Annotated in this window: 12 protein-coding genes and 1 rRNA gene; 10 read left to right on the top strand and 3 right to left on the bottom strand. The window is 70.3% G+C overall.

Going from position 1 to position 17,056, the window contains the following annotated elements:
* A 16S ribosomal RNA gene (locus H5965_RS19060) occupies positions 1-105 on the bottom strand; the annotation flags it as partial.
* 454 nt (positions 106-559) lie between these two features.
* On the opposite strand from H5965_RS19060, the gene H5965_RS19055 reads away from it, so the two are divergent.
* Together H5965_RS19055 and H5965_RS19050 are read left to right on the top strand one after the other, a co-directional pair.
* A complete protein-coding gene (locus H5965_RS19055) occupies positions 560-1,342 on the top strand; it encodes an alpha/beta fold hydrolase (protein WP_310971356.1) in 783 nt (260 codons plus the stop codon).
* Complete coding sequence (locus H5965_RS19050; protein WP_310971355.1) at positions 1,339-2,097, top strand: SDR family oxidoreductase; 759 nt, start codon at positions 1,339-1,341, stop codon at positions 2,095-2,097. The genes H5965_RS19055 and H5965_RS19050 overlap by 4 nt, the downstream gene beginning before the upstream one ends.
* Here H5965_RS19050 and H5965_RS19045 read toward each other — a convergent pair.
* Complete coding sequence (locus H5965_RS19045; RefSeq protein WP_310971354.1) at positions 2,082-3,623, bottom strand: transposase; 1,542 nt, start codon at positions 3,621-3,623, stop codon at positions 2,082-2,084. The two genes, H5965_RS19050 and H5965_RS19045, sit on opposite strands and share 16 nt — an antisense overlap.
* Positions 3,624-3,776: 153 nt before the next feature.
* On the opposite strand from H5965_RS19045, the gene H5965_RS19040 reads away from it, so the two are divergent.
* The 5 genes from H5965_RS19040 to H5965_RS19020 all read left to right on the top strand — a co-directional run bounded on the left by H5965_RS19040 (position 3,777) and on the right by H5965_RS19020 (position 10,474).
* Positions 3,777-6,374, top strand: coding sequence for a bifunctional FO biosynthesis protein CofGH (locus H5965_RS19040; protein WP_310971353.1), 2,598 nt, complete (start codon positions 3,777-3,779; stop codon positions 6,372-6,374).
* 76 nt (positions 6,375-6,450) lie between these two features.
* Positions 6,451-6,975 carry a DUF4232 domain-containing protein gene (locus H5965_RS19035; protein WP_310971352.1) on the top strand — a complete coding sequence of 175 codons (525 nt, stop codon included), beginning with the start codon at positions 6,451-6,453 and terminating at the stop codon, positions 6,973-6,975.
* Between the two features lie 90 nt (positions 6,976-7,065).
* A complete protein-coding gene (locus H5965_RS19030; RefSeq protein ID WP_310971351.1) occupies positions 7,066-7,920 on the top strand; it encodes an arpA protein in 855 nt (284 codons plus the stop codon).
* Between the two features lie 11 nt (positions 7,921-7,931).
* Positions 7,932-8,741, top strand: a complete 810-nt coding sequence (locus H5965_RS19025) for a class I SAM-dependent methyltransferase (RefSeq protein WP_310971350.1) — start codon at positions 7,932-7,934, stop codon at positions 8,739-8,741.
* Complete coding sequence (locus tag H5965_RS19020) at positions 8,738-10,474, top strand: choline/carnitine O-acyltransferase (RefSeq protein WP_310971349.1); 1,737 nt, start codon at positions 8,738-8,740, stop codon at positions 10,472-10,474. Before H5965_RS19025 ends, H5965_RS19020 begins: the two co-directional genes overlap by 4 nt.
* A gap of 31 nt (positions 10,475-10,505) precedes the next feature.
* Here the strand turns inward: H5965_RS19020 and H5965_RS19015 are convergent, their stop codons facing one another.
* Positions 10,506-11,288 (bottom strand): methyltransferase domain-containing protein, encoded by a 783-nt coding sequence (locus H5965_RS19015; protein ID WP_310971348.1) that lies wholly within the window; start codon positions 11,286-11,288, stop codon positions 10,506-10,508.
* 198 nt (positions 11,289-11,486) lie between these two features.
* On the opposite strand from H5965_RS19015, the gene H5965_RS19010 reads away from it, so the two are divergent.
* The 3 genes from H5965_RS19010 (at position 11,487) to H5965_RS19000 (ending at position 17,002) form a co-directional block, all read left to right on the top strand.
* Positions 11,487-13,730 carry a discoidin domain-containing protein gene (locus tag H5965_RS19010; protein WP_310971347.1) on the top strand — a complete coding sequence of 748 codons (2,244 nt, stop codon included), beginning with the start codon at positions 11,487-11,489 and terminating at the stop codon, positions 13,728-13,730.
* A 6-nt stretch (positions 13,731-13,736) separates the two neighbouring features.
* Complete coding sequence (locus H5965_RS19005; protein WP_310971346.1) at positions 13,737-15,917, top strand: discoidin domain-containing protein; 2,181 nt, start codon at positions 13,737-13,739, stop codon at positions 15,915-15,917.
* A gap of 77 nt (positions 15,918-15,994) precedes the next feature.
* Positions 15,995-17,002 carry a LacI family DNA-binding transcriptional regulator gene (locus tag H5965_RS19000; protein ID WP_310971345.1) on the top strand — a complete coding sequence of 336 codons (1,008 nt, stop codon included), beginning with the start codon at positions 15,995-15,997 and terminating at the stop codon, positions 17,000-17,002.
* Positions 17,003-17,056 lie beyond the last annotated feature (54 nt).

The raw sequence follows: 17,056 nt of genomic DNA, 5'->3' as shown, positions 1-17,056 counted from the left end.
CCCGTTCGCCACTCATCCACACCCGAAGGTGCTTCAGCGTTCGACTTGCATGTGTTAAGCACGCCGCCAGCGTTCGTCCTGAGCCAGGATCAAACTCTCCAACAATGAATAGTTTAATCGAGGCAATATAATGCTCTCAAAGGAAACCCCGACGAGGGGGTTTCAAATATAAGCTCTACTGGCTTAGTTCACTAGCACACTGTTGAGTTCTCAAGCAACACACCCCGAATCCGCCGCGATCAAGCGGCTCGCTCGAAGCGAGTTATTCCTAGCAGTCTTTATGGGCCACCCACTCAATCGCTTTCCGCGAGAGCTTGGTTCGTGTCCCTGTCGCTCGGTTTCCCTGGCGACTTGGAGAACTTTACATGCCCCGAAAGGGCCCGAAACAGGGGGGTCCCTTAACAAGATCGGCGCAGGTCAGACCCCATGACGAAGCCCGTCCGAGACCCAGTCTGCCCCCAACCGGCCCCGAGCGCCACAGATGCGCGCCGGAAAAACATTGCTCCGACTACATTGCACCGTATTGCTCGGAGCCAGCGCTCTGCCTAACGTCGGCCGCATGAACCTCGCCCACGACGACCTCGGGACCGGCCGTCCGGTCCTGCTGGTCCACGGCCACCCCTTCGACCGCTCCATGTGGCGGCCCCAAGCCAGGCACCTCGCCGAGCGCGGCCACCGCGTCGTCGTCCCCGACCTCCGCGGCTACGGCGAGTCCCCCGCCCAGGACGCGAAGACCGGGCTCGACGTCTTCGCCGCCGACCTCGTCGCCCTGGCCGACCACCTGGGCCTGGACCGGTTCGTCCTCGGCGGCCTCTCCATGGGCGGACAGATCGCCATGCAGCTGGTGGCGGACCACCCCGGCCGCGTCGAAGCCCTCCTCCTCGCCGACACGTTCGCCGGCCTCGACACCCCGGAGGCCAAGCAGGCGCGCATCGACACCGCCGCGAGGATCATCGAGGAGGGCATGGAGCGTTACGCCGAGGAGCTCCTCCCCAAGATGATCTCGAAGCAGACCCGCGCGACCAGGCCGGACGTCGAGGCGCACGTCCGCACGATGATGCGCAACGCGCCGGAGCAGGGCGCCGCGGCCGCGCTCCGAGGACGCGCCGAGCGCCCCGACTACACGCCGGCGCTGAGCGGGATCGACGTTCCCACCCTGGTCGTGGTGGGCAGTGAGGACGAGTTCACCCCGGTCGCCGACGCCGAGCTGATCCACCGGAAGGTCCGGGGTTCCACCCTGGTGGTGATCGAGGGCGCGGGTCACCTGCCTAACCTGGAGCGCGAAACCGAGTTCGACGAGGCACTCAGCACCTTCCTGACCAACAGCGGAGCCACCAGATGACCCAGCAGACCGTGTTCGTGACCGGCGCGAGCGCCGGCTTCGGTGACGCCATCGCGCGCCGGTTCGTCGCCGAGGGCGCCCGCGTGATCGCCGTCGCCCGCAGTGCGGACAAGCTCCAGAAGCTGGCCGCCGAGCTCGGCGACGCCGTCCTCCCGGTGGTCCTCGACGTCAGCGACCCCGAAGCGGTCAAGACCGTGGTCGACGGTCTCGCCGAAAATTGGCGAGAGGTCGACGTCCTGGTCAACAACGCCGGCCTGGCGAAGGGGCTCGAGCCCGCGCACAAGGCCGACCTGCGGGACTGGGACGAGATGATCGCGACCAACGTCCGCGGCCTCGCGCACGTCACGCGCGCGCTGCTGCCGGGCATGGTCGAGCGCGGCCGCGGCCACGTGATCAACATCGGCTCGATCGCCGGCACCTATCCCTACCCCGGCGGCAACGTCTACGGCGCGACCAAGGCGTTCGTCCACCAGTTCAGCCTCAACCTGCGCAGCGACCTGCACGGCACCGGCGTGCGCGTCACCAACGTCGAGCCCGGCATGGTCGGCGGCACGGACTTCTCGAAGGTCCGCTTCGACGGCGACCAGGCCAAGGCGGACAAGGTCTACGAAGGCACGACGCCGCTCACGGCGGACGACGTCGCCGAGTCGGTGCACTGGGCCGCGTCCCAGCCGAAGCACGTGAACATCAACGTCATCGAGCTGATGCCGGTGGTCCAGAGCTTCTCGGCGCTGCAGATCTACCGCGAGAGCTGAAACAGGTCGGCCAGCGCCTGCTGACCCGGGTCCAGCTCGGTCAGCAGGCGCTTGGTCCGCGGCCGGCCGCCGGTCGACGGGTAGCGCAGCACCAGCTCGCCGATGCCGGCCAGCTGGTCGAGCAGCTCGCGCACCGACAGGTTCATCCCCGCCCGGTCCGCCTCGCGCCGCATCAGGTGCGTCACGGTCGCGGCGAGCACCGAGACGAGGCCGTGCGCGGCGATCCGCTGCCGCGTCCACTCCCAGCGCGGGGTCGGGCCGGTGACGGCGGGGCCGGTGAGCCAGCGGAACGTCGATTCGAGGTGGGTGCGGGCGCGGTAGGCCGTCACGACCTCGGCGACCGGCCAGTCCCGGTCGGTGACCAGCACCTGCTTGCCGAAGAACTCCTCGTCGAGCCGCGCCACCGCGGCGGTGTCGATCCGCCGTTCGAGCCGGATCTCGCCGGGCCGGTTCCCGCTCAGGACGGCGGTGAGCACGCGCTCGACGCGCCGTCCCCGCGTCACCCGGCCGATCTCGGCGTGCACCTGGGCGCGGTCGCCGCGGTGGGTGCCCGCGGCCAGCGCCTCGGCCAGGCCGTCCAGCTCCCGGGTCGCGGTGGCCAGCTCGTCGGCGAACGCGCGGGACTGCGCCGCGTGCAGCGTCGCCGAATGCGTGAGGACCACCCGTCGCCGGACGCCGTCGACGACCGCGTGGGTGTCCAGCGCGGTGAGGCCGGCGAACCGTTCGGGGTCGACGCGCTTGCGCGCGGACGCCGGCTGGGTCAGCAGCTCGGGGTGGTCGGTCAACGGCAACGACCCGACGAAGCCGCTGCGTGAGCCCAGGTCCAGCTGGGCGGCCTGGCCGGCGTGGAAGACGAGGGTCGCCGGCCCCAGCCCCGCCATGAGGGAGGCAAACGTGGGCGCGCTGCCGTCGTCCCGCCGGTACAGCCGCGACGCCAGCGGGATGGCGCCGTCCCGGGTCACCCGCAGGCCGGCGCCGGCGAGCACGCCCTGGCAGGCCGACGGCAGCGTGCAGTCCGCCGGGGCGAAGGCGGCGAACTGCGGGACGTCGACGGCGAGCGCCGCGTGGTCGTCCACTGTGGCCAGGACCGCGGCGGCGACGGTCTCCTCGATGCCCGCGATGCGTTCCGGGGTCAGCCGTTCCAGCGCCCGCCACAGCCCATCCACTGTGGACAGCCGGACGAGGTCCGCGGCCGCACTCGTCTTCCACCAGGCAGCGATCGGCGTCTCGGGGGCGGTCGCGCGGTGCAGCACCGCCACGGCGAGGGTCAGCCCCAACGACGGCTTCGCGCGCACGACGTCGTCGACGCGAGCGACGAAGTCCAGCCGGGACAGCGTCGCCCACACCGCGGCGACGTCGCCGTACGTCCGGTACGACGCCGAGGCGGGCTCGCCGCCCGGGACGGCGCGGGCGATCTCGTCGGCGGTACCGAGGTAACGCTGGGTCACCACCCGCGGCTTGCCGTCGACCCGGGCGGACTCCGCCAGGTAGTAGTACGTCCGTCCGCCGATCTTCTTCCCGACCACCGATGCCACCCTTTAGGTAATACACGCCGGCGTGCTGATCGACAACTACGCGGACCCGTTGACCTGCGGCGACGATCACGCGAACCGATCGGGTGAGCCGGGTGCGGAACACACACTGGCTGGTCGCGCGAGGGCGGTCCTAGCGTTGGCGGAATGGGACCCGAACCCGACGCCACCGCCCCGACCGCCTCCGCGATGCGCCGCGCGCTCGCCCGGGCGCGTGACGGGAAGACACTCGACGTAGCCGAAGCGAGCGTCCTGCTGCACGCCCGCGGTGACGACCTCACCCAGCTGTCCGAGTACGCCTCGCGCATCCGCGACGCGGGCCTGGCCGAGGCCGGCCGCGCCGGCGTCATCACCTACAGCCGCAAGGTGTTCATCCCGCTGACGCGCCTGTGCCGGGACCGCTGCGGTTACTGCACCTTCGTCACCGTGCCCGGCCGGCTCGAATCGCCGTTCCTCTCGCCCGACGAGGTTCTCGACATCGCCCGCAAGGGTGCGGAGATGGGCTGCAAGGAAGCCCTGTTCACGCTCGGCGACCGGCCCGAGGACCGCTGGAAGGCCGCCCGCGAGTGGCTGGACGCCCACGGCTACGACGACACGCTCTCGTATGTCCGCGCGATGGCGATCCGGGTGCTGGAGGAGACCGGCCTGCTGCCGCACCTCAACCCGGGCGTGCTGACCTGGCAGGACTTCCAGCGGCTCAAGCCGGTCGCGCCGTCGATGGGCATGATGCTGGAGACCACCGCGACCCGGCTGTGGAGCGAGAAGGGCGGCCCGCACTACGGCTCGCCGGACAAGGACCCGGCGGTGCGGCTCCGGGTGCTCGAGGACGCCGGGCGCAGCAGCGTCCCGTTCACCACCGGCGTCCTCATCGGCATCGGCGAGACGTTCGAGGAGCGCGCGGACGCGCTGTTCGAGATCCGCAAGGTCGCCAGGACCTATGGCGGCATCCAAGAAGTCATCGTGCAGAACTTCCGGGCCAAGCCGGACACGAAGATGCGCGCGACCCCGGACGCCGACCTCGAGGAGCTCGCCGCGAACATCGCCGTCGCGCGGCTGGTGCTCGGCCCGAAGATGCGCATCCAGGCGCCGCCGAACCTGATCGGCAACCAGTACGACCTGATGATCCGCGCCGGCATCGACGACTGGGGTGGCGTCTCGCCGCTGACCCCGGACCACGTCAACCCGGAACGCGCGTGGCCGCAGATCGACGAACTCGCCCGCCGCACCGAGAAGGCCGGCTTCGAGCTGAAGGAACGGCTCACCATCTACCCCGAGTACGTCAAGGCGGGCGAGCCGTGGCTGGACCCGCGGATCACGCGGCACGTCGCCGCGCTCGTCGACTACGACACCGGCATGGCCCGCGAGGGCGCGATGCCGGTCGGCCTCCCGTGGCAGGAGCCGGACGGCGGCTGGCAGGAGTCCGGCCGCACCGACCTGCACACCGAGATCGACACCAGCGGCCGCACCGAGGACCGCCGCAGCGACTTCGACTCGGTGTACGGGGACTGGAAGGAGATCGGCGACCGGATCAAGACCGGGCCGGCCAAGTTCGACACGGACATCCTGGAAGCCTTGCGCAGCGCCGAAAAGGACCCGGCCGGGCTTTCCGACGACGCCGCGCTGGCGCTGCTGCACGCCGACGGCAAGGAACTGGACGCGTTCACCCGGATCGCCGACGACCTGCGGCGCGAGACGGTCGGCGACGACGTCACCTTCGTCGTCACGCGGAACATCAACTTCACGAACGTCTGCTACACGGGTTGCCGCTTCTGCGCCTTCGCCCAGCGTCGCACCGACGCCGACGCGTACACGCTCTCGCTGGAGCAGGTCGGCGACCGCGTCGACGAGGCGTGGGCCGCGGGCGCGACCGAGATCTGCATGCAGGGCGGCATCCACCCGGACCTGCCGGGCACCGCGTACTTCGACCTCGCGGCCGAGGTCAAGCGCCGTCAGCCGGAGATCCACCTGCACTCCTACAGCCCGATGGAGGTCGTGAACGGCGCTTCGCGCACCAACCTCTCGCTGAAGGACTGGCTCATCACGGCCAAGGAGTCCGGCGTGGACTCGCTGCCGGGGACGGCGGCGGAGATCCTGGACGACGACGTCCGCTGGGTGCTCACCAAGGGCAAGCTGCCGACGTCGGAGTGGATCAAGGTGGTCACGACCGCGCACGAGGTCGGGCTGCCGACGACGTCCACGATGATGTACGGCCACGTCGACACGCCCGCGCACTGGGTCGCGCACCTGAAGCTGCTCGCCCGGCTGCAGCGCGAAGGCCTGGAGAAGCACGGGCGGCGCGGGTTCACCGAGTTCGTCCTGCTGCCGTTCATCCACCAGAGCGCGCCGATCTACCTGGCCGGCCTCGCCCGCCCGGGCACGACGCTGCGCGAAAACCGCGCGGTGCACGCGCTGGCCCGGCTGCTGCTACACGGCATGATCGACAACATCCAGAGCTCCTGGGTGAAGCTCGGCGAAGAGGGCAGCCGCGCGGTGCTGCAGGGCGGCGTCAACGACATCGGCGGCACGCTGATGGAGGAGACGATCAGCCGGATGGCCGGCGCGTCGCACGGGTCGTACAAGACGATCAGCGACATGCGCGCGATGGTCGAGCCGCTCGGCCGCCCGCTGGTCCAGCGCACGACCGGCTACGGACGGCCGTCGCCGGAGCGGATCGCCGCCGCGGAGGCGTCGGACGGCGTCGCGACCGCCGTGCGCAAGCCGCTGCTGCCCCTGCTGACTCCGTGAACCGTCGCGAATGACTCATTCGGGACGCCTGGCGTCCCGAATGAGTCATTCGCGACCTCCGCTACCCTTCCGCGGCATGGGGGTTTCCCGCTTCGCGCCGTTCCTTGCCGTAGCGCTTCTCGCGGGTTGCAGCACGCCGCCGCCCGCGCAGACACCGACGCCGGCACCGAGCCCGACGTACGGGCCGCCGCCGTCGAAGGGGCTGTCCCTTTCGGTCGGTCAGGTCGAAGCGGGCCTCGGGCACCGAGCCAGTGTGCTGACGCTGACCAACCGGGACACCGTGCCGCGCCAGGTGACCGGCTACCCGGACCTGAAGATCCTCGCCGGTGACGGCGTGCCGCTCGACGTCCGGGTGCTGCACGAAACGTCCTACTTCGCCCCCGATCCGGGCCCGCAGGACCTGACTCTCCAGCCGGGCGAGAAGGCGTTGTCGGTGCTCGCCTGGTCGGCCACCGTCACCAGCGGCGACAAGCACACCGGTGCCGCGATCGCGGTGGTCCCGATCCCCGGGGAGCCCGAGCAGAAGCAGCCGCTGGAGACCGACCTCGGCACCACCGACACCGTCAAGCTCAGCGCGTGGGCCACCAAAATCGGCAACTGACCACTTTGTGTCACCGCTCACAAACCGACGGTTGGCCGGCGGGCTTCTGTGCTACCTCTGTTCCTTCACCCGCCGGAAGGGACCTCGACGATGAGCACCTCCGTAGCGCCACTGGAAATGGTCGACACCGACCGCTACCCGCTCACCGAACCGGACAGTCCTGCCTGGCGCGAGGTCGTCGGCCGCACCCGCGCGGAGCTGGCCGACGCCGGCTGCAGCGTGCTCCCCGACTTCATCCGTGCCGAGTTGCACGACGTGCTGCGCGCGGAGTGCGCCGCGCTCGAACCGCACGCGTACACCAAGATCGAAAAGGTCAACGCCTACAACACCGCGATCGACGAGCCGCTGCCCGAAGACCACCCCGGCCGGACGATTATGGAACGCGGCAACGCCTTCGTCGCGCGTGACCGCATCCCGGCCTCGGCGATCATCAGCCGGCTCTACACCAGCCCGGTGTTCCGCCGGTTCGTCGCGGACTGCTTCGGGCTGCCGGAGCTGCACGAACTCGCCGACCCGCTGTCGGGGCTGACGCTCAACGTGATCGCGCCCGGCCGCGCGCACCCGTGGCACTTCGACACGAACACCCACACCGTCAGCATGCTGACGCAGGCCGCGGACGCCGGCGGGATCTTCGAGTACTGCCCGAACATCCGGTCCGCCGCGGACGAGAACTTCGCCGCCGTGCGCTCGGTGCTGGCCGGCGACACCCGGCTGGTCCGGCGCCTGAACCTGCGGCCCGGTGATCTCCAGCTGTTCAAAGGTCGCTTCGCGTTGCACCGGGTCAGTACCGTGGAGGGCGCGATCGCGCGGCACTCCGCGATCTTCGCCTACAGCGAGCGTCCCGGTGTGATCGGCAGCGTGGAGCGGACGCGGCAGCTGTTCGGCCGCGTCCTGCCCGCCCACCTCGCGGAGCGGACCGCCCGCGGCGACGAACTGCTCGACTAGGAGCCTGGCCCGTGCCTTTCGACTCGACCGGCAAGATCTCGTTCGACCACATCTACACCGCGCCCGACCCGCGTCCGTTCTTCGGCACGCTCAAGCGCGTCGGCTACGGCATCCCGCAGCTGGCGAAGCCGTACTTCGCGAAGCTGATCGCCGAGCACCCCGCCGAGCGGCCGACCGTGCTCGACGTCGGCTGCTCGTACGGCGTCAACGCGGCCCTGCAGCGGTGCGACGCGACGATGGACGACCTCTACGCCCACTACACGTCCCCGGCTATGCGCGCGCTGGACCACGCGGCACTGGTGGAGACGGACCGGAAGCGCGTCCGCACCGGCAACCCGCGGTTCTACGGCCTCGACAGTTCGGCCCCGGCCCTCGAGTACGCGCTTTCCGCCGGCTTCCTGGACGAGGCGCTCCACGCGGACCTCGAACGCGACGACCCGGACAGCACGCAGCAGAAGCTCCTGGACGACGTCGACCTCGTCATCTCCACCGGCTGCGTCGGATACGTCACCGAGAAGACCCTCACCCGCGTCGCGCGCGGCGCGCGGCCGTGGATGGCGCACTTCGTGCTGCGGATGTTCTCCTACGAGCCGATCGCCGAGAGCCTCGCCGAGCTGGGGTACGAGACCATGAGCGTCGACGGCGTCTTCCGGCAGCGGCAGTTCGCGTCCGCCGAGGAGCAGGAACAGATCCTGGACACCCTGAGCGCGGCCGGCGTCGACCCCACCGGACTGGAGTCCGACGGGTGGCTCTACGCCCGGCTGTATGTTTCCCGTCCTGCAGGCTTGGCCGAGCTCGACCTCCCCGACTCAGAAGGATGACCGTGAGCAGTCCGGAATGGTCCACCCGCACCTTCGGCAACGAGGACCGGCTCCCCCGCGTCCCCGTCCCCACGCTGGAGGACAGCCGCCGCCGGTTCCTCGAATGGTGCGCCCCGCTGCTGACGCCGGAGGAGCTGGCGGAGACCGAAGCGGCGATCGCCGAGTTCGTGGCGGGCCCGGGCCTGGAGCTGCAGGCGCGGCTCGAGGAGTACGACCGCTCGCCCGGCGTGCGCAGCTGGCTCGACACGTTCTGGCCGTACCGCTACCTCGGCCGCCGGGACCGGATCGCGCTCAACGCCAACTTCTTCTTCCTGTTCCAGGATTCCCCGCTGGGCCAGGTCGAACGTGCGGCCGAGCTGGCCGCGGCCGCCGTGGACTACAAGCTGAAGCTCGACGACGAGCTGGTGCCGCCGGTGCTGCTGCGCGGCACACCGCAGTCGATGGTGCAGCACAAGTACCTCTTCTCGGCGACGCGGATTCCCGGCCCGCTGCTGGACACCGCGCGCACCCGGTTCCCGTCGCCCGAACGGCACATCGTGGTGTTTTCGAAGGGCACGCCGTTCCGGCTGGACGTCCTCGCCGAAGACGGCCGCCCGCACTCGCCGGCCCAGCTGGCCGACGCGCTGCGCGCGATCCTCAAGGACGACCACGTCACCGACGTCCCGGCCGGCGCCTTCACGACGAAAGCGCGCGCCGAGTGGGCGGCTTCGCGGGCCGCGCTGCTCGAAGCGGGCAACGCGGAAGCCCTGGAGACCATCGAGACGGCGTTGTTCTGCCTGTGCCTGGACGATTTCGCGCCGTCGGACGCGCTGGAGGCGGGTGACCGGCTGCTGTACGGCGACAACCGCTGGTACGACAAGGCCGTCTCGCTGATCGTGTTCGAGGACGGCACGGCGGGCATCAACGTCGAGCACTGCGAACTCGACGGCACCACGATCCTCGGCTTCACCGACGCGCTGCTGAGCGGTTCGCGCGAGGAGCGCGAACCGGCTGACGGCGTCCCCGGCTACGAAGTCGTCGAGTTCACGCTGACCGACGCGCTTCGCGAAGACGCGCGGGCCGCCTGGGAAGCTTTCAAGGCTTACGCGGACGCGACGGCGACGCAGACGGTGTCGTTCGACTTCGGGGCGAACCGCGCGAAGGAGCTCGGGATGTCTCCGGACGCCTTCGCGCAGATGTCGTACCAGCTGGCCCACCGCCGCGCGAAGGGCCTGACGGGGGCGACGTACGAGTCGATCGCGACGAGGCAGTTCCAGAACGGCCGGACCGAGGCCATGCGGGTCGTCACGCCGGAGGTGGTGCGCTTCGCCGACGTGCTGACTTCGCCGGATGCTTCGGACGTCGAAAAGCGCGAAGCGTTCCGTGCGGCCGCGGCGAAGCACGTGGCGCGGGCCAAGGAGTGCCAGGCCGGGGACGCGCCGGAACAGCACCTCTGGGAGCTGCAGCTGATCGGCAAGCGCCGCGGAGACCCGGACCCGGCGCTGTTCTCCTCGCCGGGCTGGCTGAAGTCGCGCGACGACTACCTGAGCACGAGCTCGGCGCCGTCGGTCAACATCCAGTACTTCGGCTTCGGGTCGACCAGCCCGCAGTGCATCGGCATCGCGTACGTGCTGCTGCCGGACCGCTGGAACATCTACCTGAGCACGCCGAAGCACGTCTCGGCGGAGATGTACCGCTTCGCCGACGAACTCGCTGTCGCGGTGCGGGAGCTGCAGGAGCTCCTGGCCGAGTAGGCGACGCAGCCGGCGGGCGAACCCGAGGTACTCAGGCCGTGGGGTTCGAGACGACGAGCACCAGGGAGCCCTCGAAGGTCGGCTGCTCGCGCAGCCGGCCGTAGCGGCGCTCCCACCTCCCGTCGTCGAGGTCGTGTTGCAGCTCCGCGGCGAAGCGGTGGTGCACGCGGTCGTCGACGAAGCTCCACGCCGAGCACGACAGCCGGGCGCCCGGGTCCAGCAAGCGTTCCGGGCGGGCGTAGTAGGCCTCGTTGAAGCCGTCGGTGCAGTCGATCGGGATCGGCACCGGGACGATCGAGGTGTGGCCGCCGAGGCCGTCGGCGATGTCGTCGACCGACGGGTAGCGCCGGGCTTCGGTCTCGATCACCTCGGGCGCGTAGTCGAGCAGCCAGAAGCGGCGCAGCAGGTCCGGGTCGCAGGTCAGGATCGCGATCGGGCCGCGGGTGACGCGGCGCAGCTCCTTGAGGCCGGTCCACAGGTCGTTCCACTGGTGCACGCTGAACGTGCTCATCGCGCCCTCGAACGCCCGGTCGCCGAACGGCAGCTTCTCGGCGACCGCGTCCACCGCCGGCGGCAGGCCCGCCGGCCGCTGCGCGCGCATCGACGCCGACGGTTCGACCGCGGTCACTTCGCGGTCTTCGGGTTCGTACGCACCGGCGCCCGCGCCGACGTTCAGCACCGTCCGGGCCTCGCCCAGCGCGTCGAGGATGTACCGGCCGATCCGCGGATCCGGCTTGCGGTAGTCGGTGTAGACCCCGCCGATGGCGCCGTAGTCGGCGTCCCCGGCGCTCCCGTCCGCACGTCGCTGGCTCATGCCGGAAAACTATCAGCGCGGGGCGGCGGCGGAGGCGTTGCTCCGCCGGGCGTAAGCAGCCGTCGGACATGCGGCCCAGTCGTCAATTCCTGTCGCAAACTTGCGTAAGTTCGTTCGACTATTGCGATTTCTTGTCCGAGATTCGTATGATCCCGATCACAGAGGTCCCCACCAGCTGCGGAAAGGCCAGTGCTGCCCATGTCTCCCAGCTCTGTCTTCAGTGCGCCCAAATTCAGATTCGGCGCTCTCGCCCTCGCCGTCGTCACGGCGGCGGGCGTCACCATCGCCGCGGTTCCGGCCGGCGCGCTCGCGGCCGCCCGCGGCGCCTCGGTCCCCTTCCTCGAACAGGAAGCGGAAACCGCGGCGACGAACGGGTCGGTCATCGGCCCGAACCGCGCCGCCGGCACCCTCGCCGGCGAAGCCTCCGGCCGGAAGGCGGTGACGCTCTCCGGCCAGGGCCAGTACGTCGAATTCACCCTCACCGCACCGGCGAACTCGATCGACGTCCGCTACAGCGTCCCGGACTCGGTCAACGGCACGGTCTCGCTGTACGTCGGCGGTTCGCACAACCGGGACATCGCCCTGACGTCGAAGTGGGCCTGGTACTACGGCTCGTACCCGTTCACCAACAACCCGGGCGACGGCCACGCGCACCACTTCTACGACGAGACCCGCGCGTTGCTCGGCACGTCCTACCCGGCCGGCACCAAGATCAGGCTGCAGGTCGACGCGGGCGACGTCACCCCGGTCACCGTCGACCTCGCCGACTTCGAGCAGGTCGGCGCGGCCGCCGCCCGGCCCGCGAACTCGGTGTCCGTCACCGACTACGGCGCCACCGCGAACGACGCCGGCGACGACGCGGGCGCGTTCGACGCCGCCGTGGCCGCGGCGCGCAGCCAGGGCAAGGAGGTCTGGATCCCGGCCGGGACCTTCACCCTCGGCCACCACATCACCGTCGACCAGGTGACGATCCGCGGTGCCGGACCGTGGTACTCGGTGCTGACCGGGCCGCGTGCCGGGATCTTCGGCAAGGGCGAGCCGGCGAGCTGCGGAACGCCGACGTATCCCGGAAACCCTGCCGTCCCCGGCACCAGCCGCGCGGTCAAGCTGTTCGACTTCGCGATCATCGGCCAGGTCGACGCCCGCGTCGACTGCGACCAGTCCAACGCCATCGGCGGCGCGCTCGGCGGCGGCTCGGTCGTGCAGAACCTGTGGCTGCAGCACACGAAGGTCGGGCTGTGGCTCGACGGGCCGTTCGACGGGCTCACCGTGTCCGGCAACCGGATCCTCGACCAGACCGCCGACGGCCTGAACCTGCACCAGGGCATCAGCAACACGCTGGTGACGAACAACTTCCTGCGCAACACCGGCGACGACGGCCTAGCGATGTGGTCCGAGCACGACGCCGACCACCACAACACGTTCTCCTTCAACACCGTGCTGCTGCCGATCCTCGCCAACAACATCGCGGTCTACGGCGGGCACGACAACACCGTGTCCGACAACGTCGTGGCCGACAACCAGGACCAGGGCGGCGGCCTGCACATCGCGAACCGGTTCAGCGCGGTGCCGCTGTCGGGCACCACGACGGTCGCGCGCAACACCGCCATCCGCACCGGCGTGCTCGACTCGAACTGGCAGTTCGGCGTGGGCGCGCTGTGGTTCGACGGCCGCGACTCCGCCATCACCGGCCGGATCGACGTCACCGACAACGACCTGCTGGACAACAACTACGAGGCGATCCAGTTCATCGACGGCGCCACCACGGACGTCCACTTCGACGGCGTCCGGATCGCCGGCGCCGGCACGTTCGCCTGGCAGCTGCAGGCGAAGCCGACGGGGTCGGTGAAGAACGTCGTCGCGACCGGGGTCGGCCGCGCGGGTGTCTACAACTGCCTGGGCCCGGACGCGATGAGCGGCCTGGCCGACCAGGGCGGCAACTCCGGCTGGACGACGACGTACTGCGGCTCGTGGCCGACGCCGGTGTACGGCTCGGACAACGGCGGCACCACGACGACCCCGCCGCCGACCACCACGCCGACCCAGCCGTCGGGCAACCTGGCGCTGCACAAGGCCATCAGCGCGTCCGGGTCGCAGGGTGGTTTCCCGCCGGGCAACGCGGTCGACGGCGACGCGAACTCCTACTGGGAGAGCACGAACAACTCGTTCCCGCAGTCGCTGACCGTCGACTTCGGCAGCACGGTCACCGTCTCTCGGCTGGTGCTGAAGCTGCCGCCGTCCTCGGCGTGGGGCACCCGCACGCAGACGATCTCGGTCGACGGCGTCAAGGCCGCGGCGGGCTACACGTTCAACCCCGCGTCCGGCAACTCCGCGACCGTGACCTTCCCGGCGACGTCGGTGCGCACGCTGCGGCTCACCTTCACCGGAAACACCGGCTGGCCCGCCGGGCAGCTGTCCGAACTCGAAGCCTATTCCTCCTGAGAGGTGATGACGATGTCCCGCATTCCGGCATTGCTGGCCGCCGCGCTCGCCGCGTCCGGCCTGACCCTCCTGTCCGGTGCGACCCCGGCCGCCGCGGCGACCTGCCCGACGACGGCGTCCGGCGGCGCGAGCGTGCCGTTCCGGACCGTCGAGGCCGAGTGCTCGGCGACCAACGGCTCGGCTGTCGGCCCCGACTACACCCAGGCGTCGATCGCCTCGGAAGCGTCCGGGCGGCAGGCGGTCCGGATCACGACCGGCCAGTACGTCGAGTTCACGCTGCCCGCGGCGGCGAACTCGATCAACGTCCACTACAACGTCCCGGATGGCTCGTCCGGCCGCCTCACGGTGTCGGTCAACGGGACCAGGCTGGCGTTGCCGGTCACCTCCCGCTATTCCTATGTGGACACCGGCTGGATCCCCGGCGCGAAGACGCACCACTTCTTCGACGACGCCCGGCTGCTGCTGGGCCAGAACCTGGCGGCGGGCGCGAAGGTCCGCGTGCAGGCCGACTCCGGTGACGTCGGTCAGGCGACCATCGACCTCGCCGACTTCGAGCAGGTCGGCGGCGCGGGCACGAAACCGGCGAACGCGCTGTCGGTCACCGACTACGGCGCCACGGCGAACGACTCGTCGGACGACTCACAGGCGTTCCGCAACGCCCTTTCGGCCGCGCGCTCGCAAGGGCGTGAGGTGTGGGTGCCGTCCGGGCGGTTCGAAATCGGGTCGGCGCTGCAGATCGACCAGACCACGGTCCGGGGCGCGGGCCAGTGGTACACCGTGCTGCACGGCAACAACATCTTCAACAACGGCAGCGCGTCCGGCAACATCAAGCTGTACGACTTCGCCGTCTTCGGCGACGTGACCGAGCGCAACGACGGCAGCCCGGACAACGCCTTCCACGGCGTCCTCGGCACCGGCTCGGTCGTGTCCGGGCTGTGGATCCAGGACACCAAGTGCGGGCTGTGGCTGATGAACGGCGCGTCGTCGAACCTGACCATCGAGAACAACCGCATCCTCGACACGCAGGCCGACGGCGTCAACTTCGACGGCGCCGTCACGAATTCCACATTGCGCAACAACTACCTGCGCAACAACGGCGACGACGGCCTCGCGCTGTGGTCCAACGGCCAGGCCGACTCGGGCAACTCGCTGGTGAACAACACGGTCGTGCAGCCGAACCTGGCCAACGGCATCGCGCTGTACGGCGGTTCGAACAACACGGTGAGCGGCAATCTCGTCCAGGACACCAACGCCCTCGGCGGCGGCTACCTGGTCGCGAACCGGTTCAACTCGGTGCCGCTGTCGGGCACGGTGACGCTGTCGAACAACACCGCGCTGCGGGCCGGCGCGCTCGACCCGAACTGGCAGTTCGGCGTCGGCGCGCTTTGGTTCGACGCCCGCGACCAGGCGATCACCGGCGTGACCATCCGCGTCACCGGCTTCACCGCGATCCAGAGCCCGTACGAGGCCATCCAGTTCATCGACGGCAACGGCGCGGGGAAGCCGATCCAGGGCATCACCATCGACGGCGTCACGGTGCAGGGCGTCGGCACGTTCGTCGCGCAGTCCCAGACGCAGGGTGCGGTGTCGATCAGCAACCTGACGGCGTCCGGCGTCGGCGTCACCGGGACGTACAACTGCCCGTACCCGACGTCGATCCCGCGCATGACCTTCGGCGGGTCGGGCAACAGCGGCTGGACCGGCACCTGGAGCGACTGCTCGACGTGGCCCGCGCCGAACTCGGGCCCGCCGCAGCCCCCGCAGTCCGGCACCAACCTGGCGCGCGGCAAGGCGATCAGCGCGTCCGGGTCCCAGGGCGGCTTCCCGCCGTCGAACGCGAACGACGGTGACGCCGGCTCCTACTGGGAGAGCGCGAACAACGCGTTCCCGCAGACGCTGACGGTGGACCTGGGCACGGCGGCGTCGATCAACAAGGTGACGCTGAAACTGCCGCCGTCCTCGGCGTGGGGCGCGCGCACCCAGACGGTGACGATCTCAGGCAGCACCGACGGCGGCTCGTACACGACGCTGGTGGGTTCACGTGGGTACACCTTCGACCCGGCGTCCGGGAACACGGCGTCGGTGTCCTTCGCGACGACGTCCCAGCGGTTCGTGCGGCTGACGTTCATCGGCAACACGGGCTGGCCCGCCGGTCAGGTGTCGGAGTTCGAGGTCGCGGCCGCGTAGTCTCCGAGCCCGGACCGGTCTCGCCACCGGTCCGGGCTTGTCTTACTTTTGCGCCGAGTTGCTGTAAAGTTTCGACTATGACGCGTCGTCTTGCCGAAGTCGCCCGCCAGGTCGGGGTCAGCGAAGCCACGGTCAGCCGGGTGCTCAACGGCCGGTCCGGGGTGTCCGCGAGCACCCGGGCCGCCGTGCTCACCGCGTTGGACGTGATGGGCTACGAGCGGCCCACCCAGCTGCGCGGCGAGCGCGCCCGCCTGGTCGGGCTGGTGCTGCCGGAGCTGCAGAACCCGATCTTCCCGGCGCTGGCCGAGATCATGGGCAACGCACTGGCCCAGCAGGGGTTCACGCCGGTGCTCTGCACGCGCACGGCGGGCGGGGTGTCCGAGGCGGAGTACGTCGAGCTGCTGCTGCAGCAGCAGGTGTCGGGCGTGGTGTTCGCCGGCGGCCTGTACGCGCAGGCGGACGCGGTCCACACGCACTACCACCACCTGGTCGAGCGCCGGCTCCCGACGGTGCTGATCAACGCGGCGGTCGACCACCTCGGCCTGCCCCAGGTCTCGTGCGACGACGCGGTGGCCGTCGAGCAGGTGGTGGGGCACCTGAGCTCGCTCGGGCACGAGAAGATCGGCCTGGTCCTCGGGCCGTCGGACCACGTGCCGTCGCAGCGCAAGCTCGAGGCGTTCCGTTCGTATGCGGCGAAGCTGGGGTTGCCGGTCCTGGACGAGCTGGTCGAGCACGGGATGTTCTCGATCGAGGGCGGCCACGCGGCGGCGGCCCGGCTGTACCCGCGCGGGGCGACGGCGGTGCTGTGCGCGAGCGACCTCTTGGCGTTGGGCGCGGTCCGGGCAGCCCGCCGCCAGGGGCTGTCGGTGCCGGAGGACATCTCGGTGGTCGGCTACGACGACTCGGCCCTGATGAACTGCACCGACCCGCCCCTGACGACCACGCGGCAGCCGATCGAGGCCATGGGCCGCGCGGTGGTCGAGCTGCTGGTCAAGCGCATCAACGGCGGCGAAGTGGCAGCCGAGGAGCTGCTCTTCGCGCCGGAGCTGGTGGTCCGCGGCTCCACCGCGCGCCGCACCGCCTGACGTCCGACTCCCGAGAGGCGCGACGGCTCCCGAGCCGTCGCGCTCTTTTGTGTC

Source organism: Amycolatopsis sp. 505, from assembly GCF_031625235.1.
Lineage (GTDB): Bacteria > Actinomycetota > Actinomycetes > Mycobacteriales > Pseudonocardiaceae > Amycolatopsis.
The sequence above is the reverse complement of the archived record's forward strand: the minus strand, read 5'-3'. Positions and strand labels throughout refer to the sequence as shown.

Coding starts and splice junctions, on each gene's coding strand:
- H5965_RS19055 (WP_310971356.1), top strand. CDS start 560: ATGAACCTCGCCCACGACGACCTCGGGACCGGCCGTCCGGTCCTGCTG.
- H5965_RS19040 (WP_310971353.1), top strand. CDS start 3,777: ATGGGACCCGAACCCGACGCCACCGCCCCGACCGCCTCCGCGATGCGC.
- H5965_RS19005 (WP_310971346.1), top strand. CDS start 13,737: ATGACGATGTCCCGCATTCCGGCATTGCTGGCCGCCGCGCTCGCCGCG.
- H5965_RS19035 (WP_310971352.1), top strand. CDS start 6,451: ATGGGGGTTTCCCGCTTCGCGCCGTTCCTTGCCGTAGCGCTTCTCGCG.
- H5965_RS19050 (WP_310971355.1), top strand. CDS start 1,339: ATGACCCAGCAGACCGTGTTCGTGACCGGCGCGAGCGCCGGCTTCGGT.
- H5965_RS19015 (WP_310971348.1), bottom strand. CDS start 11,288: ATGAGCCAGCGACGTGCGGACGGGAGCGCCGGGGACGCCGACTACGGC.
- H5965_RS19020 (WP_310971349.1), top strand. CDS start 8,738: ATGACCGTGAGCAGTCCGGAATGGTCCACCCGCACCTTCGGCAACGAG.
- H5965_RS19030 (WP_310971351.1), top strand. CDS start 7,066: ATGAGCACCTCCGTAGCGCCACTGGAAATGGTCGACACCGACCGCTAC.
- H5965_RS19000 (WP_310971345.1), top strand. CDS start 15,995: ATGACGCGTCGTCTTGCCGAAGTCGCCCGCCAGGTCGGGGTCAGCGAA.
- H5965_RS19010 (WP_310971347.1), top strand. CDS start 11,487: ATGTCTCCCAGCTCTGTCTTCAGTGCGCCCAAATTCAGATTCGGCGCT.